Origin of the sequence: Bradyrhizobium sp. LB8.2 (genome assembly GCF_040548035.1) — a bacterium.
Lineage (GTDB): Bacteria > Pseudomonadota > Alphaproteobacteria > Rhizobiales > Xanthobacteraceae > Bradyrhizobium.
Genome location: NZ_JBEPQV010000019.1, coordinates 34,445 through 60,748, shown reverse-complemented (window position 1 = coordinate 60,748; position 26,304 = coordinate 34,445). Strand labels below are relative to the sequence as shown.

The 26,304-nt window shown below is 64.5% G+C and carries 17 protein-coding genes and 1 pseudogene; 7 read left to right on the top strand and 11 right to left on the bottom strand.

Features of this window, described 5'->3' with window-relative positions; all coding sequences use genetic code 11:
- Window positions 1-4: 4 nt before the first annotated feature.
- From ABIB06_RS22480 to ABIB06_RS22470, 3 genes are all read right to left on the bottom strand, one after another.
- The gene (locus ABIB06_RS22480) at window positions 5-328 is read right to left on the bottom strand and encodes a DMT family transporter (RefSeq protein ID WP_247347146.1); all 324 of its coding nucleotides are present in this window, start codon (window positions 326-328) and stop codon (window positions 5-7) included.
- A 10-nt stretch (window positions 329-338) separates the two neighbouring features.
- A complete protein-coding gene (locus ABIB06_RS22475; RefSeq protein ID WP_247347149.1) occupies window positions 339-1,016 on the bottom strand; it encodes a glutathione S-transferase family protein in 678 nt (225 codons plus the stop codon).
- A 109-nt stretch (window positions 1,017-1,125) separates the two neighbouring features.
- Entirely contained in the window at window positions 1,126-2,229 is a 1,104-nt protein-coding gene (locus ABIB06_RS22470) for an anhydro-N-acetylmuramic acid kinase (protein ID WP_247347151.1), read from the bottom strand.
- A 164-nt stretch (window positions 2,230-2,393) separates the two neighbouring features.
- Here ABIB06_RS22470 and tyrS point away from each other — a divergent pair, with 164 nt between their 5' ends.
- The 3 genes from tyrS (at window position 2,394) to ABIB06_RS22455 (ending at window position 5,656) form a co-directional block, all read left to right on the top strand.
- Entirely contained in the window at window positions 2,394-3,647 is a 1,254-nt protein-coding gene (tyrS, locus tag ABIB06_RS22465) for a tyrosine--tRNA ligase (RefSeq protein WP_354048663.1), read from the top strand.
- Window positions 3,648-3,704: 57 nt separating this feature from the next.
- Entirely contained in the window at window positions 3,705-5,000 is a 1,296-nt protein-coding gene (locus ABIB06_RS22460; RefSeq protein ID WP_354048664.1) for an MFS transporter, read from the top strand.
- 218 nt (window positions 5,001-5,218) lie between these two features.
- Complete coding sequence (locus ABIB06_RS22455) at window positions 5,219-5,656, top strand: DoxX family protein (RefSeq protein ID WP_354048666.1); 438 nt, start codon at window positions 5,219-5,221, stop codon at window positions 5,654-5,656.
- Window positions 5,657-5,793: 137 nt separating this feature from the next.
- On the opposite strand, the gene ABIB06_RS22450 is transcribed toward ABIB06_RS22455, so the two are convergent.
- A complete protein-coding gene (locus ABIB06_RS22450; RefSeq protein WP_247440580.1) occupies window positions 5,794-6,033 on the bottom strand; it encodes a hypothetical protein in 240 nt (79 codons plus the stop codon).
- On the opposite strand from ABIB06_RS22450, the gene ABIB06_RS22445 reads away from it, so the two are divergent.
- Window positions 6,016-7,710, top strand: coding sequence for a methyl-accepting chemotaxis protein (locus ABIB06_RS22445; RefSeq protein WP_354048668.1), 1,695 nt, complete (start codon window positions 6,016-6,018; stop codon window positions 7,708-7,710). The two genes, ABIB06_RS22450 and ABIB06_RS22445, sit on opposite strands and share 18 nt — an antisense overlap.
- Window positions 7,711-7,763: 53 nt before the next feature.
- Here ABIB06_RS22445 and ABIB06_RS22440 read toward each other — a convergent pair whose 3' ends face one another.
- Complete coding sequence (locus ABIB06_RS22440) at window positions 7,764-11,561, bottom strand: YhdP family protein (RefSeq protein ID WP_354048832.1); 3,798 nt, start codon at window positions 11,559-11,561, stop codon at window positions 7,764-7,766.
- A 204-nt stretch (window positions 11,562-11,765) separates the two neighbouring features.
- Between ABIB06_RS22440 and ABIB06_RS22435 the strand changes: the two genes are divergently transcribed.
- Both ABIB06_RS22435 and ABIB06_RS22430 read left to right on the top strand, forming a co-directional pair.
- Window positions 11,766-12,458 (top strand): peroxiredoxin, encoded by a 693-nt coding sequence (locus ABIB06_RS22435; protein ID WP_354048834.1) that lies wholly within the window; start codon window positions 11,766-11,768, stop codon window positions 12,456-12,458.
- A gap of 110 nt (window positions 12,459-12,568) precedes the next feature.
- Window positions 12,569-13,930, top strand: coding sequence for a M23 family metallopeptidase (locus tag ABIB06_RS22430; RefSeq protein ID WP_354048670.1), 1,362 nt, complete (start codon window positions 12,569-12,571; stop codon window positions 13,928-13,930).
- A gap of 53 nt (window positions 13,931-13,983) precedes the next feature.
- On the opposite strand, the gene ABIB06_RS22425 is transcribed toward ABIB06_RS22430, so the two are convergent.
- From ABIB06_RS22425 to ABIB06_RS22400, 6 genes and pseudogenes are all read right to left on the bottom strand, one after another.
- The gene (locus ABIB06_RS22425) at window positions 13,984-15,219 is read right to left on the bottom strand and encodes an ABC transporter substrate-binding protein (protein WP_354048672.1); all 1,236 of its coding nucleotides are present in this window, start codon (window positions 15,217-15,219) and stop codon (window positions 13,984-13,986) included.
- Between the two features lie 106 nt (window positions 15,220-15,325).
- Window positions 15,326-16,200 (bottom strand): annotated as a pseudogene (locus ABIB06_RS22420) (DMT family transporter).
- 137 nt (window positions 16,201-16,337) lie between these two features.
- Window positions 16,338-17,219 carry an NAD(P)-dependent oxidoreductase gene (locus ABIB06_RS22415; RefSeq protein WP_354048675.1) on the bottom strand — a complete coding sequence of 294 codons (882 nt, stop codon included), beginning with the start codon at window positions 17,217-17,219 and terminating at the stop codon, window positions 16,338-16,340.
- Window positions 17,219-18,350 (bottom strand): peptide chain release factor 2 gene (gene prfB / locus ABIB06_RS22410; protein WP_354048677.1). Its coding sequence is split into 2 segments (ribosomal slippage): window positions 17,219-18,280 and window positions 18,282-18,350, totalling 1,131 coding nucleotides; the frame shifts between segments, so codons are not numbered across the junction. Before prfB ends, ABIB06_RS22415 begins: the two co-directional genes overlap by 1 nt.
- Window positions 18,351-18,463: 113 nt before the next feature.
- Entirely contained in the window at window positions 18,464-20,965 is a 2,502-nt protein-coding gene (locus ABIB06_RS22405; RefSeq protein WP_247347175.1) for a penicillin-binding protein 1A, read from the bottom strand.
- A 302-nt stretch (window positions 20,966-21,267) separates the two neighbouring features.
- Window positions 21,268-22,563: an N-acetylmuramoyl-L-alanine amidase gene (locus tag ABIB06_RS22400; protein WP_354048679.1), complete on the bottom strand. Its 1,296-nt coding sequence runs from the start codon at window positions 22,561-22,563 to the stop codon at window positions 21,268-21,270.
- Between the two features lie 704 nt (window positions 22,564-23,267).
- Here ABIB06_RS22400 and ABIB06_RS22395 point away from each other — a divergent pair.
- A complete protein-coding gene (locus tag ABIB06_RS22395; RefSeq protein ID WP_354048681.1) occupies window positions 23,268-26,303 on the top strand; it encodes an Rne/Rng family ribonuclease in 3,036 nt (1,011 codons plus the stop codon).
- Window position 26,304 lies beyond the last annotated feature (1 nt).

Here is a 26,304-nt window from a genome sequence, read left to right as displayed (position 1 = left end):
CGGCTCAAGCCAGCTTGAGCGCGACGATTCCCATCAAGACGAGCGCGATGCCCGCAAGCTTCATCGCGCTCAAGGTCTCGCCGAACAGCACTACGCCCATGATAAAGGTGCCGGCTGCGCCGATGCCGGTCCAGACCGAATAGGCGACGCCGACCTCGAGCACCTTCAGGGCGCGCCCGAGCAGGACAACGAAGGCTGCGAGCAGCACGAGCGAGACGATGCTCCAGCCAACGCGCGTGTAGCCCTCCGCATATTTCATCGAGATCGCCCAGCCGACGTCCAGCACGCCGGCGATTACCAGTATGAGCCATGCCAATGACGATGACATCGGCGTGCGCTCAGGCCGCAAGCTTGAGCAGATGCGCATCATGACGCACGAGGAAGGCGCGCAGCAATTGCGGATAGTCCGCGCCGACCGCGGTGCGAACACTCGGACGGCTCGCCAGCGCGGCGCGCCACGCCCTCACCTTCGGCAGATCCTTGAAGATGCCGAGTTCGGTCAGCTCATCGAACACGTCGAAATAACGGAAGACAGGTGCGAACACCGCATCGACGAGGCTGAACGCATTGCCGGCGAAGAACGGGCCTGCGCCTAGCGCAGCCTCGACACGCGCGAACTTTGTCACGAGCGCCTGGCGCTTGGCTTCGAATGTTGCCGGATCGGTCGTCGTCTCCAAACCCCAGAGGTCACCGAGGGTCGCTGAACCGAACTCCATCCACGCACGATGCTCAGCGCGCGTCAGTGCCTCCGCCGGATGCAACGCGACGCCGCCTTGCGTCTCCTCGATGTACTCGCAGATCACATTGCTTTCGAACAGCGCGACCTCGCCCTTGTCGGTCGTCACCACCAGCACCGGCACCTTGCCGAGCGGCGACAGCTTCGAGAACCAGTCGGGCTTGTTGGCGAGATCGATATCGACCCGCTCGAACGGCACGCCCTTCTCTTTCAGCGCAATCACCGCGCGCTGCACGTAGGGACAAAGCGTGTGGCTGATCAGTTTGAGCGAAGCGGTCACGGCAAGAACCCCGGCACTTGGATGCAATTGCATGCAAAGATAGATGCATTTGCATGCACCGTCAAGTTCAATGCATTTGCATCAACCGGCATGATCCCGGGCTTGGACCTCAGGGCCGCGCGATCACCCCGCCGGTCATCGGCATCGGCACACCCGTGGTAGCCGGATAGGACAGCGGCAAGCCCTTCAAACCGCGCGCGGCGAGGAAGCCGAAGGCCTGCGCCTCGATGGCGTCGGAAGCCCAGCCGAGCGCCTCGGCGGCCTCGACAGTCGCGGACCCGACACGCTCCCGCAGCATCTGGAGCATGGTCCGGTTGCGGGCGCCGCCGCCGCAGACGATCCAGCTCCGCGGCCTTCGTGGCAGCAGGGGGATGACGCGGGCGATCGCCGCGGCGGTGAAGGCGGTCAGCGTCGCGGCGCCGTCGGCCGGCACCACCTCGCCAAGCTTCAGCGCGGCAAAGTCGTTGCGGTCGAGCGATTTCGGCGGCGGGCTTGCGAAGAACGGCAGCTCCAGCGCCCGCGCGATCCAGGCTTCATCCACCTTGCCGAGTGCGGCGAACTTTCCTTCGGCGTCGAACGCCTGGTTCATGGTGCGGTACATGAAATCGTCGAGCAGCGCGTTGCCGGGCCCGGTATCGCAGGCCATCAGCGTATCGTTGCCGTCGATATAGGTGATGTTGGAGACGCCGCCGATATTGACCACCACGATCGGCCCCTCACGGTCCAGCGAGTTGGCGAGCGCCCGGTGATAGACCGGCACGAATGGCGCGCCCTGGCCGCCGGCCTCGACATCGGCGGCGCGGAAATCATGCATCACGGGAATATGGATTGCCCTGGCCAGCGCCGGCGCATCGCCGATCTGCACCGTCAGCCGCTTCTCGGGGCGGTGCAGCACGGTCTGGCCGTGGAATCCGACGATGTCGATGTCTTCCGGTTTCATCCGGTTCTGGGCGATAAACGCGGCCACGGCCTCGGCGTGCACGAGCGTCACCGCGCGCTCGGCCTCGGCCAGAATTCCCGGCCGGGCATCGCGTTGCGCCAGGTGCACGGCCTCGCTCAGCGCCTGGCGCAGCAAATTGCGCTCCGCCGGGCTATAGGGCCGGTAGCCGGACGGCCCGAACGCCTTCACTTGCTTTCCGTCGGTTTCGATCAGCGCGACATCCACCCCGTCCAGCGAGGTGCCGCTCATCAAACCAAGTGCCGTCAACATCATGGATCAGCGTCCTCAAGAGAACCCCTCCGGCATGCCGATCTTGTGCCTGAGGGACACATCTTATAATGCCACAGGCCAAAGTGGCGGGCGGCAATCGAGTTCCCAAGTAGATCCTTAAATTGCCCCCAGAACAGTAAACCAAGAATTGTCAGGCACGCCGACAAATGACTGCATTCAAATCGGATTTCCTCAATACCCTGCAGGAACGTGGATTCATCCACCAGTGCTCCGATTTTGAGGGGCTGGACGCGCTCGCGGCCAAGGGCGAGGCGACGGCTTATGTCGGCTACGATTGCACCGCCCCCTCCCTGCACATCGGCAACTACCTGACCATGATGATGCTGCACTGGCTGCAGCAGTCCGGCAACAAGCCGATCACGCTGATGGGCGGCGGCACCACCATGGTCGGCGACCCCTCCGGCAAGGACGAGACGCGTGCGATCCGCACCGTCGCCGAGATCGAGGCCAACAAAGCCTCGATCCGCGGCGTGTTCGCAAAGGTGCTGCGCTATGGCGACGGCAAGAGCGACGCCATCATGCTCGACAATGCCGAGTGGCTGACCAAGCTCAACTGGATCGAGATGCTGCGCGACGTCGGCCGGCACTTCTCGGTCAACCGTATGCTGACGATGGACTCCGTGCGGCTCCGCCTCGAGCGCGAGCAGGAGATGAGCTTCATCGAATTCAACTACATGATCTGCCAGGCTTACGATTATGTCGAGCTCGCCAGACGCACCGGCTGCAGCTTGCAGATGGGCGGCTCGGACCAGTGGGGCAACATCATCATGGGCGTCGATCTCGGCCGCCGGATGGGCACCCACCAATTGTTCGCGCTGACGACGCCGCTGCTGACGACGGCGTCGGGCGCCAAGATGGGCAAGACCGCGCAAGGCGCGGTCTGGCTCAACGCCGACCAGTTCTCGCCGTATGATTTCTGGCAGTACTGGCGCAACACCGAGGATGCCGACGTCGGCAAGTTCCTGAAACTGTTCACGACGCTGCCGATCAGCGAGATCAGGAAGCTCGAAGCGCTCGGCGGCTCCGAGATCAACGAGGCCAAGAAGGTGCTCGCCACCGAGGCGACCGCGCTCTTGCATGGCCGCGACGCAGCGAACGAGGCGGCCGAGACCGCGCGCCACACCTTCGAGGAAGGCGCGTTGTCCGAGAAGCTGCCGACCGTGGAAATTCCGCGCGGCGAGTTCGACGCCGGCCTCGGCGTGCTCAACGCCTTCGTCAAGGCGGGCCTCGTTGCCTCCAACGGCGAAGCACGGCGCCAGATCAAGGGTGGCGGTCTGCGCGTCAATGACGAGCCCGTCACCGACGAGAAGATGACGCTCTCAGTGGCCAACCTGACCCCGGAGGGCGTGGTCAAGCTGTCGTTCGGCAAGAAGAAGCACATCCTCATCAGGCCTGCATAGGCGTATGAGCTTTTCGCTGCTTGTCAGGGCGCGCCGAAGCGCGCTCCCTGATCGGCAATGAACCAGAACACGCCCAGGGAACGGTCCAAGGAACAGTCCAAGGAACAGTCCAAGCAAGCGACCAGGGAACGCGTCACAGCGACGCCGCAGGGTGTCGCGCGCACCGCGCTGGTGGTGCTCGCGCTCTGCTTCACGCTCGCCGTGCTCGGCCGCGGCCTCAGCGAAAGCTTTACCGTCTTCCTGAAGCCGATCTCGGAAAACTTCGGCTGGGATCGCGCCCAAGTCGTCTCGATCTATTCGCTGACCTGGCTCGTCAGCGGACTGACTGCACCGCTGGTCGGGCGCCTGTTCGATCATTCCGGACCGCGCATCGTCTATGCACTCGGTCTCTTGCTGCTCGGCTCGGCCTTCCTGATCGCAAGCCATGCGCAGTCGCTCTGGCAATTCCAGCTCTCGATTGGATTGTGCGTCGGCATCGGCGTCGCCTTCATCGGCAACGTGCCGAACTCGATTCTGCTGGGCCGCTGGTTCGGCCCAAAACTGCCGACCGCGATGGCGGTCGTCTATTCGGCCATGGGTGGCGGCGTGCTGGCGCTGCTGCCGGCTTCGCAGCTTTTGATCGATCATCTCGGCTGGCGCGAAACCTACCAGCTGTTCGGCTTCGTCACGCTCGGCCTGCTGGTGCCGCTCATGCTGCTGCCATGGCGGCTGTTCGCCTCAGGCTCGCCGCATATCGCGAAGAAGACCGATCCGGATTTCGTCGATCACGGCTGGACGCTTCCGAGCGCAATGCGCCATCACGCCTTCTGGGCGCTGTTCTCGACATTCTTCTTCACTGCCGTCGGCATGTATGCGATCGCCGCGCAGATCGTGGCCTATCTGATCGATGCCGGCTTTCCGCCGCTCCAGGCCGCGACCGCCTGGGGCTTTTCCGGCGTCGTGCTGGTGTTCGGCATGCTCGGCGTCTCCGCGCTCGACGGGCTGATCGGGCGTAGGCCGTCGGTGCTGCTGAGCTACGCGATCTCGATCCTCGGCATCTTCCTGTTGTGGCTGTTGCAGTACACCCCCAACATCATTGTGCTCTCCGGTTTCGTCGTCTGCTTCGGCAGCATGATGGGCTCGCGTGGACCGCTGATCACGGCAACCGCGATGAAGATTTTTCGGGGTAAGCGTGTCGGCACCATCTTCGGCACGATCTCGATCGGCAGCGGCCTCGGTTCGGCGTTCGGCTCCTGGAGCGGCGGCCTGATCCATGACGTTACCCATGGCTACAACGCGCTGCTCGCTTTCGCACTTGCGAGCGTGGTGCTCGGGATGATCCCGTTCCTGGTCGTGCCCGCCTTGCGGCGGTAGGTCTCCTCGACGTAACCTGCATCCCTCGATGTCACCGGGAAATTACGCACGACTCACGAGGCCACGCGTGAAAAAAATTCGGCGCAACCGGAGTGAAGCGGCAAACTGCGGTGTTTTGTCCTATATGACGAAAATGTCAGCGCGGAATCGATCCCGGGTGGCTTGCGAGGCGGAACTGAATACGTTCCAAGTCGCGCATTGGATGGAGGGACAAACCCATGAACTTTCCCTATCTCACTCGCTTTCAACCGGTTCTCTTGAGCCTGTTTCGCTTCGTCACCGGCCTCTTGCTGTTCCAGTACGGGATCGCCAAACTGTTCAAGTTTCCGGTGCTGCCCTACTTCGCGAACATCCCGCCGATCATCTACGCGGCCGGTACGATCGAGCTCGTGCTTGGCGCGCTCTTGATGCTCGGCCTGCTCACCCGCCTCGCGGCATTCATTCTCTCGGGTGAAATGGCGTTCGCCTACTTCATGGGCCACATGCTCAAGGGCGAAACGCCGGTGTTCCTGCCGCTGCTCAATGGCGGCACCGCGGCGATCCTGTTCTGCTTCGCCTGCCTCTACCTCTCGGCAGCCGGCGGCGGATCGGTCAGCGTCGATGCGGCAATAGGCAAGGAAAGCGATTCGACCAGCGGCGCATTCGCACGGCGCTAAGGCTTCTAGTTATCTCGCAAGCAAGTCGGTACCGGCGGATTTGCCGGTGCCGGCTCAGCGCGTCCCCAGCACGTTCCAGATGAGAACGAGGGCCGCCACGAGCAGCAAGGACATGATGATGCGGTGAACGAATCGATTCATCGGCCGTCCTGCCAAGCTCGATCACCACCAAAGTCTGAGAACGATATCCTTCCGCAAAAATACGGGTGCACGGCGATGCATGGCGTTTTACCTGCACGCTTGCGCATAAGGTTGCGCAGCGGCTGTCCCGCAGCGGGTCGAGGCATGGCTATGTTCATGAATGGTAAGAACTTCATGCTACCGATGCGAGCAATAACAACCATTTCGTAGAGGCTGCGATGAAGCTGCTGAGCCATCTGAAGATCCGCACCAAGCTTACCAGCATGGTCTGCCTCGCGGCTCTCACAATCACGGCCATCATCGCGGTATCGGCCTTCCTCAGCAAGAGCCGCATGATGGAAGACCGGGTCCAGCAGATGAAGACAGCGGTCGACATCCTCTACACCCTTGCCCAGTCGGTCCAGGACGACGTCACCGCCGGCAAGCTGACGCAGGCCGAAGCGAAGGCCCAGTTCCACATGCGCGGACGGCGCATGACATTCAACGGTAACCAGGGCTACCCGGTGGTCTATAACGCCGATACCTCGATCCTGGTGAACGGCGCGAACCAGCAGCTCGAAGGCAAGATCACGGGTGCAAAGGACTCCAACGGTGTCCTCATCGCAGATGCGATCATAAGTGCCGGCAACCAGACTGCTCAGGGCGGCGTAACCTCATATCTCTACCCCCGCCCCGGCCAGACGGAGCCCGTCCGCAAGACCGTTTTCACGCGCAAGTTTGCGCCCTGGAACGCGACGATCAGCTACGGCCTCTATGTCGACGACATCGACGCCGACGTCCGCGCGCTGACGCTCGAGCTTGCCGGGATCGGCGTTGGCCTGATGCTGCTGATGGCGACGCTGTCCTGGCTGATCGCCCGCGACGTGCTGAGCGCCCTCGACCGCCAGAAGACCCGCATGCAGGAGATTTCCGAAGGCGCCATCGACAAGCCGGTCGAGGAAACCGGTCGCGGCGACGAGATCGGCCGCATGGCCGAGACCCTCGAAGTGCTCAGGCAGACCGCGCTGACGGCGCGTAACCTGGAGGCCGAGCAGGTCGCCACCAAGACCCGCAGCGAGCAGGAGAAGCGCGATGCGCTGATCTCGCTTGCCGACCGGTTCGATGCCTCCGTCGGCCAGCTCGTCGGCCTGATGGCCTCGGGCTCCGGCGAACTGGAGGTCACCGCCAAGTCGATGTCGTCGACCGCGGAAGGCACCAACCGCCGCGCCGCCGTGGTCGGCTCGGCCGCCACCGAAGCCAGCCAGCGCGTTCAGACGGTCGCGGCCGCTGCCGAAGAACTCTCCTCCTCCATCACCGAGATCAGCCGTCAGGTCGCGCAATCCGCCGAGGTCACCGGCCGCGCCGTGGACAGCGCACGCCGCACCGACACCATCGTGCGCGCCCTCTCCGACGGTGCCCAGCAAATCGAGCATGTCGCCGAGCTGATCTCCAGCATCGCGGCGCAGACCAATCTGCTCGCGCTCAACGCCACCATCGAGGCCGCGCGCGCCGGTGAAGCCGGCCGCGGCTTTGCCGTCGTCGCCTCCGAGGTGAAATCGCTGGCGAGCCAGACCGCGGAAGCGACCCGCGAGATCGGCGACAAGATCGCGCAGATCCAGGGCGCGACCAAGGAGGCCGTGGACGCCATCGGCGGCATCACCGCCACCATCGAGGAAGTCAGCCGGATCGCGACCTCGATCGGGGCTGCGATCGAGGAGCAAGGCGCCGCCACCGCCGAGATCGCCCGCAGCGTTTCGCAGACCGCCGAGGCGACCCAGGAAGTCACCACCAATATCGGCGGCGTCAGCACGGCAGCGAACGAGACCGGCAATGCCGCAGGCATGGTGCTCGCAGCCGCCTCGAACCTCTCCAAGCAGGCCGAGCAGCTCTCCGGCGAAGTCGGGACGTTCCTGGCCGGCGTGCGCGCGGCGTAGGCTGACTGGGCGGCGGCCCGACCTGATCGCACTCGGCGAATCAGCCCAGCGCGCTATCGCCGCGCGACGCTGCAGCCACTCGATAGTTGACGCGGCGATCCGGTCGAACCATCGTGCGACTGCGAGGGGAATTCCTCGAACGGCGTGTTCTGCTTGCCGGTGTTGAACTCGAAGATCTTTCGGAACACGCCCGGCACCATGGCCGAGACCGGATTGACGCGCATCACCGGCGCGGCCGGCGTGCCGACGACCTCGTAGGTCACGCCGATCAGTCCCTCTTTATCGCCACCACCCAGGAACAGCCCGAGTACCGGAATCTGTCCGAACATGTTGTTCAACCCGTACATCGGCACGAAGGTGCCGCTCATGCACACTTGGTTGCCGGGAAAGTCGATCGAGCCCTCGATGGTGGCGCCGACCATCGGACCCTTGACCACGCCGTCGCGGATTGTGAGCGCGCCGTTCTGCCGCGTGAACTCCGCGCGCAACGCCGTGAAGGCCACCCCGCTCTGCGCGCCGTTAGCAGCGCCCGCCGCGACGCGATCGAGCTGTTCCATTCCCTTGACCGAGAAGTCGCGCACATTGATCAGGCCTTCTCTTGTCGTAGGCTCAGACGTCGGCGGCTCCATCGCCACCACCATCTGGCCGCCGAAGACCTTGTTGGTGGTGTCGGTGAAGCGCAGGAAGCTGCCGGCATCGCTGGTCTGGAGATAGATCACCTCACGGTTGCCCTGGGCGCGGCCGCCGCGCAAATCGGCCGCCACGGGCGTGTCTTTTCCGATCCTGCCGCTCAGCGTGAAGGCTTTGACCGCGCCGCTGCGGCGCGACATCTTGGCGTCGACGCTGCGCATCGCCTCGCCGTTGAAACCCATGACGGCGCCAAGCTTCACGTCTATGTCGAAATCGACGTTCTTCGTCTTGCTCTTGGCATCGTCCTTGGAATTGCCTGAGATCGCCGACTTAAGGAAGCCGCGGCCGTCGAATACGTCGCCGCGCATCGTGCCCTTGATCACGCCGTCCTGGCCTCGCTCCACCTTCAGCGACGCCTTGTCGCCGTCGGACGGCGCGTAGGTCGGGAAGTTCGCGTTCATGAGGTCGCCGCTGGCATCGACCTCGAGCGCCCCTTTGATCGAAGCGCCGCCGCCTTCGACGACGATGTCCTCCAGACGCGTCGATTGCGCCGTCGGCACCACCTTGAAGCTGGCCTTGCCCGATTTGCCCGGCAGCTTGACCCAGCCGGGCAGGATGTTGTCGAGCCTGACCGAAGTCAGGTCGGCCTCGATGCCGAGCTTCGTCGTCTGGTCGGGCCCTCCTGCGATCTTGCCCGACAGCTTGATCGGCAGCGATCCGCTGACGGCGGGGCTCAGATCGAATCCTAGGCGCGCGCGGCCCGCATCATCGAGCGTGGCCTGCAATTTGACGTCCGCATCGCCCTCAGCCGGCTTGCGGTAGTCGAGCGAGGCCGCCTGCCCGTTGATCTTGACGTCGCCCTTGACCTGATAGCCCTGGTTGTTCGCGACGATCTTGAGGTTGTTGGCCTCCAGCTTCTGGTTCATGACCAGCTTGTCGGCAGCAAAACCGTTGAGATCGGCGGTGACGGTATAGGTGGTGTCGGCCTTGGTCAGCTCGCCCTTGACCGGCAGGCCCAGCTGGATGTTCGCCGAGAACGTCCCTTTGCTGGTGTTGGGATCGATGACGGTCGACGACAGATCGCTCAGGCGATCATTGGAAAGCATTTCGGCGGCCGCAGGCACCGGGCCATCGGCACGGAACCTGGTCCGCGACGGCGACGGCTTGGGAACCATATCAGGCACCTCGAACACGAAGTCGGAAATCGTGATCTTGCGGCCCGCCGGGGTGTCGGCAATGCCCTGCCCGATATTCACGGTCGCGGTGCGCCCGGTCACGCGCGCCTTCAAATCGGCATCGTGCACCACCGGCATGCCATCCACGGGGCGAACCGCGACACCGCTTGCAACGATATTGACCGACAGGCCGTCGTCGGGAATGGGTGGACCCCTGCGCGGAAGATTCTTGACCGGCGAATTGATGCCGATCTCGATGCGCTGGAGCGTGCCACGCTCGATCCGCTCGATCACCCATTCGCGCAATTCGGGAACGACAAGCGTCGGCCACATCCGCTTAAGCGCGGAGGCCGACATCGGCGTCCCCGCAAAACCCAATGTCAGCCTTGGCTCGCCCGAATAGTCGATCGCACCGGTGCCGGCGACGCCGATCTCTCCGTTGGAGATATCGGCCTGCGTCAACAGCAGCCTTTTGTGATCGGTGTCGAAGCGGAAGCCGATCGCGATCCGGTTGAAGACCAATGGCGGCTCGTTGTCGATGCCGCCCAGCAGGATCGAACCGCCGCTGAAGCCGAGCTGCCAGTCATTGATGGTGCCGTTGGGCGGCTCGAGATGGGCCAGAAGGGTCAGGCGGTTCGCGCCCGAGAGAATCTTGAACGGCGCGACCAGCACCCGCCGGTTCGAATCCCACTCGACATTGATCTCGGCCGAGTCGATCGCCATCGGGTAGTCGGGCGTGTCGGTGTCGATGATGTTGCCCGCGCCGATCGCAATCTTGCCGCGGAAGAATGTCGGCACGCCGTCGCGGCCGAGCTCGCCCTTGAGCTCGCCGGTGAGCGGCAGGTCGGCGGTATAGGTGAGGTCCTTCACCCGCAACGCCAGCAGGATGTTGGCGGTCGAGACCTTGTCGGCGCGGATATCGACCGAGCGCACGCCATTCTCCGCGGGGCCGATCGTGGCACGCAGCGACCACGGACGCGCGCCCTCCTCGCCGAGGCTGAGCGCGACGCCGCCACGGCTCGGCCGGCGCAGGCTGAGCGTGATGTTCTCAAACGTCCATTTGCTGCCGCGCTGCTGATCGTCAACGACCAGATTGCCGTTCTTCAGGCCGATCTCGTTGAGGTTCTGGCCGTCGAGGCCGGTCATGCTCAGACTGTCGAGCCAGTCGAGACCCTGAAGAATCCCACTCGGGGGCGTGGCCTGGGCAACGGCTTGCGATGCGTCCGGGCTCGCAGGCACTGTTGCGAATGGCGGTGGTGGGCCACCGTTGCGCGGGAATGTCGGTGGCAGGCCCGCGTCCTTCTTGGAGGCGACGCCGGTTGCGAGCGGCTTTGCGGTGTCGCCGGCCGACACTGTGACGGTGCCGTCGGGCGCGATCCGGATCGCGAGCTCGGCATCGACGAGGTTGAGGCTTTCGGCGCGCAGGCGTCCCATCAGCAGACCCGCACCCGACAGCCTCACCTCAGCCTTCGGCGCGGTGGCGACAATGGCGTGATCCTGGTCGCGCACGACGATGTCACGGATACGCACGGCGATGCGGATCCGCCCGGCCCGCTCGATCTGCGTGCCGCCGACCTCAACCGTGTTGCCGTGGCCTATATTGTCCTCGATCGCCGCGGCGAGCCACGGCGTCGCAATGTCCAGATTGATGGGACCGGCGCCGAGCCGCCACCACAGCGCGCCGAAACAGCCGACGAAGATGACGGCCAGGGCACCGACGACCACGGCCGTGCGCTTTAGCCAGCGCCCACCACCCAGCCAGCGGCGCAACCTTCCAAACCCGTCACCGAAACGATGGAAGCCCGAACTGGAACGCGACAACAGCCGGCGCGCCCGATGGCCCGCCGCCGCTTCCTGATCCGAATCCCAATCGGCGTCGTCCCATTGCTGCGACTCTTGTTGGCCGCCGCGCCGATCCAAATCCCGATTGTAGTCCTGGGGCGACGTATTCCTTGCCATTGCCTCTCGATACAGGCGCCCGTCGTGGGATTGAGCGCCGCCAGGACCGCAGCCGTCGACCGGAAGCGAAGCTCCCTGCGCCGGCATTGCCGCCATACCTCGAATGTTCCTGCTGTTCGTCATTTCGCCCCGGGAGCGCGTTCAACGAGCAGTGGGGTGGTGCGTGTAATTCCTTGTAACCAGACTCCGGCGTCGTCAGACTCGCCTACCTGAGGGCGCGATTCCGGCACACCGGACGAAGGCTGTAATACCGCTTTGGTTGACCCGCCGAAAGCGACGAAAGGAAGGCGTATGTCCCAGAAATCCCGAAAGAAATCGTCCAAAACGCGCTCCGGCAGTTCGACGGCTAAAAAGGCGCCCCTGAAAACGCGGGCCGCGACTCAAACAAAGTCCGCGAAAACACAGCGGACACCGGCGAGCAAATCAACTGGAACGATAGCAAAAGCAGCATCGCATAAGGCCGCATCGAAACGGTTAAATTCTTCTAAATCCGCCTCCGCGCCCGGAACGGCGGCGAAGGCGGCCTTGGCCGAGGGCCAGAAGGCTCCCGCCTTCCGCCTGCCCCGCGACGGCGGCGGTGTCGTTGCGCTATCGGATTATGCCGGCCAGAAGCTCGTCCTGTTCTTCTATCCCCGCGCCGACACGCCGGGCTGCACCAGGGAGGCCATCGACTTCACCCGGCTGACCGGCGCCTTCGCCACGGCTGGCACGGCGGTGCTTGGTATCTCCGCCGATCCGTTAAAGGCCCAGGAGAAGTTTCGCGACAAGCACGGTCTCGGCGTCCCCCTGATCTCGGATGAGAAGCATGAGATGTTGGAGGCCTACGGCGTCTGGGGCGAAAAATCGATGTATGGCAAGACCTTCCTGGGAGTTCTTCGCACCACGATATTGCTCGGCGCCGACGGCAAGGTCGCCAAGGTCTGGCGTAATGTCCGGGTCGACGGCCACGCCGACGAGGTGCTGGAAGCGGCAAGAAGCCTTTAACCAATCCTTTAAATTCAAGGGGTTCCATTTCCGGAAAATTAACCATGACCGGCCCAGATTGCTGCGGCAATTAAGCCGTACGGACTCATCCGACCGGCGCGGGAGTGCCGATGTCGAAAAGTTCTGCCCAATATTCGCAGTACACCCAACATCACCCGCACGACCACGGACGGTCTTTCAACCGCCGTCCTGCCGCGACGGCGGCGACCGCGATTCCCCTTCCGGACACCGATGACGCCTACACCATTGTGCATCACGGCAAGCAGGTTCGCCTGGGGCCTGTGGTGTTCTGGATCGTGGTCGGCACCGTCGTGCTGCTCGGGCTCTGGTCGGCCGCAACCGCGACCTATTTCGCCTTCCGCGACGACGTCCTCACCCGGCTGATCGCCCGGCAAGCCGAGATGCAATACGCCTATGAGGACCGCATCACCGAGCTGCGCGCCAAGGTCGACCGCACCACCAGCCGGCAGCTGCTCGACCAGGAGCAGTTCGACCAGAAGCTCGACCAAATCATGAAGCGCCAGACGGCGCTGGAGTCCCGGGCCACGGCGCTCGGCGCCATGCCCGACGTGACCGGATCGATTCCCCGGTCCACCCCGCAGCGTGGCGAGGCGAGCCAGGCGACGCAGGGCACGCCAAAACCCTCGCCGATCAGCGACACCGTGATTTTCGTGGCGCCGCCGGATCGCGAAGCGCGGCTCGAATCGCGCGCACCGACCCTCGCGGCTCCGCCGGTCAATCAATTCGCCAAGAACCAGGGGTTCGACAACGTCGTGGTTCGGCTCACGACCTCGCTTGACCAGGTCGAGCGTCGCCAGATGGCGGCGCTCAGCGCCGTCGAGGAAGGCATGGATTCACGCATGCGGCGGATGCGCGGCGTCGTCAGCGACCTCGGCCTGAACCTCGCAAATCTCGAAGCCGCCGTGCCGCGCACCGCGATGGGCGGGCCTTTCGTACCCGTAAAACTCACGGCCAGTTCAGGGCCGTTCGAGAAGCAGCTCTCTCGCATCAACACCACGCGTGCCGAGATGGACCGTCTCAATCGCACGCTCGCCCTCGTGCCCTATCGCAAGCCCGTCATCGGCGAGGTCGAGTTCACCTCCGGCTTCGGCGTGCGCAGCGACCCGTTTCTCGGCCGGCCCGCGATGCACACCGGGCTCGACTTCCGTGCCGCGACCGGCGATCCCGTTCGCGTCACCGCCAACGGCAAGGTCGTCTCGGCCGGCTGGTCCGGCGGCTACGGCCGCATGATCGAGGTCGATCACGGCAATGGACTTGCGACCCGCTACGGCCATCTCTCCGAGATCAACGTCAGGGTCGGCGAGATCGTGAAGATCGGCCAGGTCGTCGGTCTCGTCGGCTCGACGGGACGGTCCACCGGCCCGCATCTGCACTACGAAACCCGTATCGACGGCGAAGCGGTCGATCCGCAGAAGTTTTTGCGCGCCGGTGTGCGGCTGAGCGCCGGCTAGGCCTGCGCTTCTCGCTTTGGGTGCAAGCGCTTAGCTCTGGCCGCCAGCCCTGACTATTGACTGCGCTCGTGGCCGACTTCGCCGGTGATGACGTCGCCGAACAACTCCCAAGCCTGCCCGTTGAAGCGCATCAGCTGCATCTGCTCGATTGGGAAATAGTCATCGGCCGAGGTGTTGACCAGGATGCCGGGCAGCATCAGATCGGTGTGAAAATCCTTCAGGCTGGTGGCCTGCTTCATGACGTTGTCACGTGTGAGGTTGTCGCCGCACTGCTTCAGCACCTGCGCCATCGCCTCGGCCTGGACGTAGCCGTAAACGTTGTTGGCATTGGCCTTGTCGCCGTCAGGGTAATATTTGTCCATGAACTCGCGCCATTTGACCACCGCGGGATCCTTGTCCCAGGTCGGATCGGTCGGGTCCTTGAGATAGACAGTCGAGATGATGTCCTTGGAATAGTCGAGCCCGGCGGGCTTGAGCACCGAGGCGACCGAGGTCGCGGTGTTGGCGAGGAAGAATTTTGGCTTCCAGCCGAGTTCGCCGACCTTGCGGATCGCCTGCGCGGAGCCTTTGGGCGCAGCCCAGGAGAAGAAGATGTCGGCGCCTGAATCATGCAAGGCGACGATCTGCGAATCGATCGAGGGATCGCTGACCTCATAAGATTTGTCTGCGATGATCATGTTGGCCTTGTCGCCAAGCCCATCCTTCAGGCCCTTGAACTGGTCCTTGCCGGCATCGTCGTTCTGCCAGAACACCGCAATCTTGCTGTTGGGGAATTTGTCGCGGATATACTTTGCGTAGATCCGCCCTTCGCTTTGGTAGTTCGGCTGGAATCCCATGGTCCACGGGAAATTCTTGGGGTCGCCGAACTTGGTGCCTCCGGAGGCGACGAAGAGCTGCGGCACCTTCTTGGAATTCATGTATTTCATGATCGCGGAGTTCGAAGGCGTGCCAAGCGGCTGGAAGATCAGCAACACCTCGTCGCTCTCGACCAGCTTGCGCGCCTGCTCGATCGCCTTCGGCGGCGAATAGGCGTCGTCATAGCTGATGAAATTGATCTTGCGGCCGTTGATGCCGCCCTGGTCGTTGACCATCTTGAAGAACGCGGCCTCGGTCTTGCCGATCACGCCATAGGATGACGCCGGCCCGCTATAGGGCATGATGTTGCCGAGCTTGATTTCGGTGTCGGTGGCGCCGGGATCGTATTTCTTCTGCGCCAGCGCCGGTGTCGTGACCAACACTCCGGCAGCAAAAATGGCGAGGGCAACAAGGTTTTCGCGACGACCCGGCATCGTTCTCTCCCCTATTTTGTAGTCTTGTTTTGCCGGGAGTGTCGCAAGCGGACTTGCCGCTGGCAAGCGCTTCGATTTTCCGCGACGTGAAACGACGATCCGGAACTTACGCGACGCGCCGCAGTAGATTTAGAACGCGTCCGTCGATCACCAGCAACGCGCTGCCGATGACGATGGCGCCCGCGATCTCACGCATGGAGATCGGCTCGCCCAGCACAAGCCATCCCAGAAGAACGGCGGTGACGGGAATGAGCAGCGTCACCAGCATCACATTGGTCGCGCCCGAGCGCCGCAGGATCTGGAAGAAGACGATATAGGCGAGCGCCGTCGACAGGCCGGCAAGGCCAAGCACCGCGAGCCAAATCGTCACGCCCGGCATCGGGAGACGCCACAGCTGCTCCATTGCGCCGGCGACGATCGCCATCATCACCGTGGAAGCCATCAGCTGAAATGCTGCCGTCCCCAGCGGGGCTGCGTCCTTCAACAACCGCCGCGCCACCAGCGCCGCAAAGCCATAGCTGAAGGCGCCGCCGAGGCAGAGCAGGATGCCGAGCCCCTGCCCTGCCCGTGTTTCAACGCCCCATCCGCGCAGGATGATCACGCCGGAGAGGCCCAGTGCCACGCCGGCGACGCGGCGCAGCTGTAAGGCCTCTTCGCCTGCCGCCGCCATCACGATCACCGTGAACAGCGGCGTGGTGGCATTCAGGATCGACGCCAGGCCGCTCGGGATGAAAGTCTGTCCGATCCAATCGCAACGAACGGCTTCCAGCCCGCCATGCCCTTGGGAAAACGGATTCCCTGGACGCGCAGCAGCGGCAGCAGAATGGCCGCGCCCAGCCCGACACGCAAAAACACCAATGTCAGCGGCGGCAACTCCCGCAACGCCGCACCGTTGAAGAAGAACGAGCGGCCCCAGAGGACCGAGAGCAGCGCGAGCAGCGACCAGTCCCGCGCGTCGATCCGGTTGTCGTTTGGGGGCATGGCGTCTCATCTCGGCGGCCGAGCTTGCCGCCTAGGACAGCACAGCGAACAGCGCCACCCGATTTCCGATGAAGCACCGGTTTACGAAGCCGATGCTCTAACGGTGCGAACGAGGCTACCGATGTCGATGTGATCCGCTATGACGGCCTCTTCGGCCGCGACACCAGCTCGATCATCTTGCCTTCATCGTCATCCGGCATCGTAGCTTTTGCCTGCGCGTAGGACTCGACCGCGGCGCGCGAGACCAGTGGCTTGTCGGCCAGCAGGCTTTCGGCGAGCTTCACGGCGTAGGCGGCATCCTTGTGCCGCAGCGCCGCCGTGAACGTCGCGCCGCTGAAATCGCGGGCGACCATGCGCTTGGAGTGTCGCTGCACCTGTGGGCTTGCGGCGACGCCCGCCTGGATCGATTCCAGCACGAGGTTCATGTCGAGCCCGGCCTGCTCGGCGATGGCGAGGCCTTCGGCGAGACCGGCGATCTGGATGGCACCCATCAGATTATTGACGAGCTTGTAGACGGTGCCGGTGCCGACCGCGCCGAAATGGCGGATGGTCGAGCCGATCGGTTCGAGATAGGGCCGCGCGCGTTCGAGATCGGCAGCGTCAGCGCCAACCAGCAGCGTCAGCTTTCCGCTCGCTGCCGCATCCGGCAAACCCGTCACGGGGCAATCGATATAGATGAGCCCGCGCGCGTTGAGCTCGCGGCCCATCTCGCGGGCGTGGTCATAGGAAACGGTGGAGCATTCGATCGCGATGGTGCCGGCCTTCGCGGTCTTGGCCGCGCCCTTCGGGCCGAGCCAGACTGCGCGCGAGGCTTCGTCGTCGGCGACCATGGTCACCACCGCGTCCGCATCGATCGCGGCGTCCTCAGGCGAGGTCGCCCAGAGCGCGCCGCGCGCGATCAGGTCTTCTGCCTTCGCCTTGCTGCGATTCCACAGCGTCACCGTAAAGCCGGCATCGAGATAGCGGCCGGCCATGCCGTGGCCCATCCGTCCAAGCCCGATGAAAGCGATCCGGGGCATCAGTCGACGTCCTCGATGTCAGCGCCCGTGGTGCCGAAGGCGCGCTGCGCCAGCGTCGCGGCCATGAAGTCGTCGAGATCGCCGCCGAGCACGCCGGAGGTGTCGGAGGTCTGCACACCCGTGCGCAGATCCTTCACCATCTGGTAGGGCTGCAGCACATAGGAGCGGATCTGGTGGCCCCAGCCTATATCGGTTTTGGCGGCCTGGTCGGCGGCGGCTTTCTCTTCGCGCCTCTTCAGCTCGATCTGGTAAAGCCGTGCGCGCAACATGTCCCAGGCCTGCGCCTTGTTCTTGTGCTGGGAGCGGCCGGCCTGACAGACCACCGCAACGCCGGTCGGAATATGCGTCAACCGCACCGCGGATTCGGTCTTGTTGACGTGCTGGCCGCCGGCGCCGCCCGAGCGCATGGTGTCGACGCGGACGTCAGATTCCTTGATGTCGATCTTGATGCTGTCGTCGATCACCGGAAACACCGCGACCGACGAGAACGAGGTGTGCCGCCGCGCGTTGGAATCGAATGGCGAGATGCGCACCAGGCGATGCACGCCGGCCTCGGTCTTGAGCCAGCCATAGGCATTGCGGCCGGAGACCTGGATCGTTGCCGACTTGATGCCGGCCTCTTCGCCGTCGGACTCTTCCATGACCTCGACCTTGAAGCCGTGGGTCTCCGCCCAGCGTGTGTACATGCGCAGCAGCATCTGCGCCCAGTCCTGGCTCTCGGTGCCGCCGGCGCCGGCATGAACCTCGAGATAGGAATCGAAGCTGTCGGCTTCGCCCGACAGCAGCGCCTCGAGCTCGCGCCGCGCCACTTCCTTCTTGAGGTTCTTCAGCGCAGCTTCGGCTTCCTTGACGACGCCCTCATCGCCCTCGGCTTCGCCGAGCTCGATCATGCCGATGTCGTCTTCGAGTTCCTGCATGACCTTGCCGATGCCCGAGAGCGAATCCTCAAGCGAGGTCCGCTCCTGCATCAGCTTCTGGGCCTTCTGGGGATCGTTCCAGAGATTGGGATCTTCTGCGAGCTTGTTCAGCTCAGCGAGGCGCGCCGTCGATTTCTCGACGTCAAAGATGCCTCCTCAGCAGCCCGACTGACTGCTTGATCTCTTCTACCAACCGTTCGATTTCGGCGCGCATATGGTTCTCTGGTCTCGCGGAATTGGTCCCGCGCGTAATTGAGATCGGGATGTAGCGGCGGCGGCTGCAAAGCGCAACCGCGGCCGCGAAGAACGCCCGTCTTGTCCTAAGTCTTAGTACAGTCCGCCGGTGCCCGGACGCATGAAGAAGCCGGAATCCGGCTGCTGCTGCTGCGACGCCGGCATGCGGCCGTCGGCGTCGGCAACGCCGATGACGGAGTAGTTGTCCGGCGGTGCCGTGCCCGGCTTGAAGGCTTCGAGGATGGTTCCGCCGGTCTCGCCCGGACCGGCGCGCATGCCGGTCTTGGAGACGACGCGCACCAGCTTGATGCCGGCCGGCACCTTGAACGGAACGGCGGGCTTGTCGGCGAGCGCGAGCTGGAGGAAGTCGCGCGCTATAGGGGCTGCGAGATGGCCGCCGGTCGCGGCGTTACCCTTGCCGAGCGGACGCGGCTTGTCGTAGCCCATGTAGATCGCGACGGCGACGTCGGGCGAGAAGCCGACGAACCACGCGTCCTTGGCCTCGTTGGTGGTGCCGGTCTTTCCGGCGATCGGCTTGCCGACCGCCTTGACCACGGTCGCGGTACCGGCCTGGACCACACCTTCCATCAGCTCGGTGATTTGATAGGCGGTCATGGAATCCAGCACCTGCTCGCGCCGGTCGATCAGCTGCGGCTCGTTCTGGTTCTTCCAGCCGCCCGGCGCGTCGCAGCCACGGCATTCGCGCTGGTCGTGCTTGAAGATGGTGTGGCCATAGCGGTCCTGGATGCGGTCGATCAGGGTCGGCTTCACCCGGCGGCCGCCATTGGCGAGCATCGAATAGGCCGTGACCATGCGCATCGCCGTGGTCTCGCCGGCGCCGAGCGCGTAGGACAGATAATTCGGCAGCTCGTCATAGACGCCGAAGCGGCGGGCATATTCGCCGATCAGGGGCATGCCGATGTCCTGCGCGAGGCGCACCGTCACCGTGTTGAGCGACTGCCGCAACGCGTTGCGCAGCGTCACCGGTCCCTGGAACTTGCCCGAGGAGAAGTTTTCGGGCCGCCAGACGCCGGCGCCCTGGCCCTGGTCGATTTCGATGGGCGCGTCGAGCACGACAGTCGAGGGCGTATAACCGTTGTCGAGCGCGGCCGAATAGACGATCGGCTTGAACGACGAACCGGGCTGCCGATAGGCCTGCGTGGCGCGGTTGAACTGGCTCTGGTCGAACGAGAAGCCGCCGACCATCGCCAGCACGCGGCCGGTCCAGGGGTCCATCACCACCATCGCGCCGGACACTTCGGGAATCTGACGCAGTCGGTACTGGCCCTCGACAGGCTGGCCGTCCTTGTACAGTGGATCGGCATAGATCACGTCGCCGGACTGGAGCACCTGCGATACCGCGCTCGCCGCCCTGCCCTTCGCAGCCCCGGTGGCCGCCTTTGCCCATTTGATGCCGTCGAGCGTGATGAGGCCGGTCTCGCGCTGCTTGCTCACAGCGCCGCCGAGCTCACGGCTCGGCTGGAAGCCGATGCGCGCCGACTGGTCGCTGGTCTCCAGCACCACCGCCATGCGCCATGGCGAGATGTCGGAGAGCGATTTGATCTCGGCGAGCTTCACGCCCCAATCGCCCGAAATATCGAGCTTGCTCATGGCGCCGCGATACCCCTGCTGCTCGTCATAGTTCACGAGGCCGGAGACCATGGTCTTGCGCGCCATGACTTGAATCTTTGGATCGAGCGTGGTGCGGACAGAGAGGCCGCCCTCGTACAACTTCTTCTCGCCATAGCGCTCGAAAATGTCGCGGCGGACTTCCTCTGCGAAATATTCGCCGGCGAAGGTGTGGGCACCGTTGGAACGATTGGTGACGGCCAGCGGCTCCTTGCGCGCCTTGTCGGCGTCGGCCTGCTTGATCCAGCCGTTCTCCAGCAGACGGTCGATCACGTAGTTGCGGCGCTCGATGGCGCGGTCGCGGTTGCGAACCGGATGCAGCGTCGCGGGCATCTTCGGCAGCGCCGCGAGATAGGACGCTTCCGCCACCGTCAGCTCGTTCACCGACTTGTCGAAATAGACCAGCGACGCGGCCGCGATGCCGTAGGCGCCGAGGCCGAGATAGATCTCATTCAGATACAGCTCGAGGATCTTGTCCTTCGAGTAGGTCTTCTCGATCCGCATCGCCAGCAAGGCTTCCTTGATCTTGCGGGCGAAGGAGACCTCGTTGGTCAGAAGGAAGTTCTTGGCGACCTGCTGGGTGATCGTGGAAGCGCCCTGCGGACGGCGGTTGGAGCCGTAGTTCTGGATGTAGGCCACGCCGGCACGCGCCATGCCGGTGTAGTCGATGCCGCCATGCTCGTAGAAATTCTTGTCCTCGGCCGCGAGGAACGCGTTGATCACGAGCTTCGGCACCGCCTGGATCGGCAGATAAAGCCGCCGCTCCTTGGCGTATTCGCCGAGCAGCGAGCCGTCGGTCGCGTGCACGCGGGTCATCACCGGCGGCTCGTAATCCTGGAGCTGGGAGTAGTCCGGCAAGTCCTTGGAGAAATGCCAGATCAGGCCCGCGACGGCACCGACACCGACCAGGAACAACACCGTTCCCGCGGCGAACAGGAAGCCCATGAACCGCACCAGCAAGCGCATTATCTGTTTATCCGTTCAAACTCTGGATCAGCCCAGTATCAGCCCCTTGGCACACAAAACTGGCGCCAACCTCACGTCGCGAATTCACCGGCCTTACTCAATACTATCCGTGCCGGATCCAAGACGCTTGCCGAGCGGGATTCTCGCCGATTCCGGAACCCCCTGCGGCGTTTTTATAAAGCGCCCGCTGTGGCCAAACTAGGGCTTTTGCGGCGGGACGGAAAATCCCCTCTCAATTCGACGACCCCCGGGTCGTCAATTCGACGATCCCCCGGGTCGTCAATTCGACGATCCCCCGGTCGTCAATTTGACGATCCCGCAATGGCCATGCGCTTGGCCAGGAACCCGTCGATCGCCTGCGCCATCGAGCCCACGGCACGCGACCGCCATCCCTCGGAGACCAGATGCTCGAGGTCGCCCTTGTTGGAGACGTAACCGATCTCGACCAGCACCGACGGCACATCGGGCGCCTTCAGCACGCGGAAGCCGGCCGACTTCAGGGGGTGCTTGTGCATCCGCACCGTCGACTTCATTTCGCCCATCAAGAGGCGGGCAAAGCGGCTTGAAAAGGTACGCGTTTCCCGCTGGGTAAGATCGATCAGGATGTCGGCAACATCGGTCGGCTCCTCCGCAAGGTTGAAGCCGGCGATGGCGTCCGCCCGGTTTTCCGCGTCCGCCAGCCGCTGCGCCTCGGCGTCGGAGGCCTTGTCCGACAGCGTGTAGATCGTGGCGCCCTGCGCATCGCCTTCGGCACGCGGCAGCGCGTCCGCATGGATAGAGACGAACAACGCCGCCTTGAGAGCGCGGGCGACTTTGACCCGGTCGTTAAGCGGGATGAAGGTGTCGTCGTCCCGCGTCATCACCACGCGATATTTGCCGGTCTTTTCCAGCCGCTCGCGCAGCGCCAGCCCAAAGGCCAGCACCAGGTTCTTCTCGCTCTCGCCGCTCGACTGCGTGCCGTTGTCGATGCCGCCATGGCCGGGATCGATCACGACCACCGCACGGCCATCGGCCTTCTGCTGCCCTGACTCAGGGGGGGTGGATCCGGGAACCGTTGCCGGCGGCGGATCGGCAATTGCGGGCCGCAGCTCGGGACGGTTTTCCGGAGCGAGCGACGGCACGAAGGCGGCGCGATCGACCTCCTCCAGTTCGAGCACCAGCCGGGCTGGTTGACCGTTGGCGGCCTCCACCACATAGGAATTGGCGATCTTGGCCGGACCCGCCAGGTCGAACACGATTCGCGAGCCGCCGGGCATCACCAGCCCGTAGCGGAAAGCCTTGACCAGTCCCCGTCCCCCGGCCCCGGTGCCCGCGGGGAGTTGAAAATTGACCTGGGGGACGTCGACCACCACCCGATACGGGTCAGCCAACGTGATGGCGCGGAAGGTAACGGTCTGGTCGATGTCGAGGATAAAGCGAGTCTGCTTGCCGTCACCGGCCAGCCGGGCGGCCGAGGCGATTGGGAAATTCGCTGATGCAACAGAGGATTGGGGCTGGCTTTCCGCCGCCTTCAGGCGCGAGGAATCAGCACACGGCACTGCCATGGCGCAGAGCAGCGCGCATCCCAGCAAAAACCTTTGATTTGCGCGGCTCGCCACCGATTCCGTGCCTCCGAGCAGCCTCTTTAACGCAATAGAACCACAGGGTTAAACGATCCTTAATGACGGGCACGCGAAACTCGCTGACTGTGACCGCCGTGCGACGCTCCTTGCACGGATGACCCAATCCACGTATGTACGGAATGCTGACGGCCGATATTTCCGGTTGTGTCGCATTCAGCCTCCCGGTGCAGCGCCGGAACTCTCAAGGTTTGGGAATTCCAGCGTTTTTCCGTTCCCCTCTAAGTCCAGCGCGGTGCGCGGCAGCGAGGTGGGGCGGGGCAAGCCCCGGCGGCGGACGGTCCCCGGTTACCACCACGTTTCCGGGACGGTTCTGACAGCGGCGCAACCCGTTACCCGGTCCCTTAATCTCAAGGGAGCGGTTCGTATACCCTAAGGTGAGCGCGCTCGCGCCATGCCTGGCCAGCAGCAACTGATTGAGGGGCGGCCCCGCCGCCCAATGTTTCATACGGGCCGACGCTTGATGCGCCAGACTGTGCCGACCAATTCTGAAGGACCATTCGCGACGCTGCGGAGTAACAATCCCGCGCGCCGCTTCGGTCCTTCGGCTTCCGGTTCGGCAAGGCGCGAGAGACGGCGTTTCGGCCTTCCCCTCACCCCCGAATCAGGTGGACCGTCGCGTCACCCGGCAGCGCTGATGGCGCCCACGGTGAATCGCGCCCGCCGCCGCCGAGAGTTAAGACATGCCCAACAAGATGTTGATCGATGCCACCCACCCGGAAGAGACCCGGGTCGTCGTGGTCCGCGGCAATCGCGTCGAAGAGTTTGATTTTGAGACCGCGCAACGCAAGCAACTGCGCGGGAACATCTACCTCGCCAAAGTCACGAGGGTCGAACCCTCGCTCCAGGCCGCCTTCATCGAATATGGCGGCAACCGCCACGGCTTCCTCGCCTTCAGCGAAATCCATCCCGATTACTACCAGATCCCGGTTGCCGACCGGCAGGCGCTGATCGAAGCCGAGGAGCAGGCCCACCGCGAGGCCGAGGAAGAGAGCGAGAACCGTTCCCACGGCCGCCGCCGCTCGCGCCACCGCAACTCCCGCCGCCGGAGCCAGGGCGAACGCGTCCGCAGCGACGTCGTCGACGGCGCCGATCCCGCAGCCCAGCCGCTCCAGGGCGAGGCCCTGCCCGAGGGCGCTTCGCACGAGGGCGAGCACCTGCACGCCGGCGCGGAGCATCACGGCGAGCACGAAGGCCACGATCATCACGATCATGACCACGAAGGGCATGATCACGACCACGATCATCATGCCCATGGTGACGATCATCACGCCCATGACCATGACGACCATGGTCATCACGGCGAACACGATCATCACGACCATGATCATGACGACGAGACGCCGGCGCCAGTTGCGGCGATCGGCGCCGAGCCCGTGGTCGCTGCCGAGCAGCAGGCGGCTGCCTTCGAAGCACACGCCGACAATCTCGCCGAGGCCGTAACGTCAGCCGCCGAACCGGCCGACGCCGTGTACGCCGCCGGCGAGAGCGCCGAGGCTCCGCATCACGAATCCGAAGCGGCGGGCGAGGACGACGACGACGAAGACGACGAGGAAGCCGAAGAGGACGTCGTTGAATCCGTCGGCGGCGACGATGTGCTGGAGGAAGTGCCGGAGCGCACCTTCCGTCCGCGCCGCCAGTACAAGATCCAGGAAGTCATCAAGCGCCGCCAGGTGATGCTGGTGCAGGTCGTCAAGGAAGAGCGCGGCAACAAGGGCGCGGCGCTGACGACCTACCTCTCGCTCGCCGGCCGCTACGCCGTATTGATGCCGAACACCGCGCGCGGCGGCGGCATCAGCCGCAAGATCACCAGCGCGCAGGACCGTTCGCGCCTGAAGGAAGTGGTGCAGGATCTCGACGTGCCCGAGGGCATGGGAATCATTCTGCGCACGGCGGGTGCCGCCCGCACCAAGCCCGAGATCAAGCGCGATTTCGAGTACCTGATCCGGATGTGGGAGACGGTGCGCGACATGACGCTGAAGTCGCAGGCCCCCACCCTCGTCTACGAGGAAGGCTCGCTGATCAAGCGCTCGCTGCGCGACCTCTACAACAAGGAGATCGACGAGATCTCAGTTGCCGGTGAATCCGGTTACCGCGAAGCGCGCGACTTCATGAAGATGCTGATGCCCGCCAATGTGAGCGCGGTGAGGCAGTATCGCGACGGCCAGCCGTTGTTCTCGCGCATGGGCGTCGAAAGCCAGCTCGACGCGATGTTCTCGCCGACCGTGCAGCTGCGCTCCGGCGGCTACATCGTGATCAACCAGACCGAAGCGCTGGTTTCGATCGACGTCAACTCCGGACGCTCGACGCGCGAGCATCATATTGAGGACACCGCGCTCAAGACCAATCTCGAGGCCTCCGAAGAGGTCGCGCGTCAGCTTCGGCTGCGCGACCTCGCCGGTCTGATCGTCATCGACTTCATCGACATGGACGAGAAGCGCAACAATCGCGCGGTCGAACGCAAGCTGTCCGATTGCCTCCGGCAGGACCGCGCGCGCATCCAGGTCGGACGCATCTCGCATTTCGGCCTGCTCGAGATGTCGCGCCAGCGCATCCGCGCCAGCGTGCTGGAATCCTCGACCGATCCCTGCACGCATTGCGGTGGCACCGGCCATGTGCGCTCGGTGTCCTCGGTTGCGCTCCAGTTGCTGCGCGGCCTCGAAGAGATTCTGATGAAGGGCGCGACCCACAATCTCGTGGTCCGCACCCGCACCGACGTCGCGCTCTACGTGCTGAACCACAAGCGCGGCCATCTGCGCGACCTCGAGAACGGCTTCAAGGTCACGTTGTCGGTCATCGCCGACGCGAGCGTCAGCGGACCACAGGCCTATGTCATCGACCGCGGCGAGCAGGTGCATACGCTGGAAGCCGCCAAGGCTCTGCTGGCGGCGCAGGCGGCCGCAAGCCCGCCGCCCCTGGTCGAAGAGGCCTATGACGACGAGGAGTTCGATCCGGAGACCGAATCCGAGGTCGAGACCGAGGAGACCGAAGGTCTCGTCGAAGAGCAAACCGCAGGCGACGCCGCGTCCGAGCAGGACAGCCAGCGCCGCAAGCGTCGCCGTCGCCGCCGCGGTCGCGGTGGCCAGCGCGACGAGGAGACGCGCGAGGATGGCGCTCCCGCTGTTGCCGAGACGGCCGTAGCGGCCGGCGAAGGCGAAGAGGAAGTCGAGGCCGAGCAGGACGGCGAGGAAGGCGAGGAGCAGGCAGCCCGTGGCGAGCAACAGGCCAGCGCCGACCGCCGCCGCCGGCGTGGTCGCCGTGGCGGACGACGCCGGCGCGGTCCTGGCGAGGAAGGTCTCGCCGGCTCCATTGGCGACGAACTCGCCGCCAATGCGCCGTCGGAAGCGACCGACGCGGTTGCCGATTTCGACGGTTTTGGCGGCGAGGCTGCGCCCTCGATCGCGCAGGCCGAGCACACCTCGGAGCCGCAGGTCACCCAGCCAGAGCCGCGCGCCGAGGCACGGATCGCCCAGCCTGAGGCGGCTCCCGCTGCCGCGGACGAAGAGCACGCCGACGACAAGGCCGGACGACGCCGTTCTACGGTTCGGGAAAAAGTGAGCTTCGGGTCAAGCAGCCCGAGTGAGCCGGCACCGGTTGCGCAGGCGGCCGAGCCGGTTGCCCCGCCGGCTCCGGAGCCCGCGCCGGAAGCAGAAAGTCAAACATCGTCCGCACCGCGTCGCGCCGGCTGGTGGTCGCGCCGCTTCGGCGGCGGCGAATAAA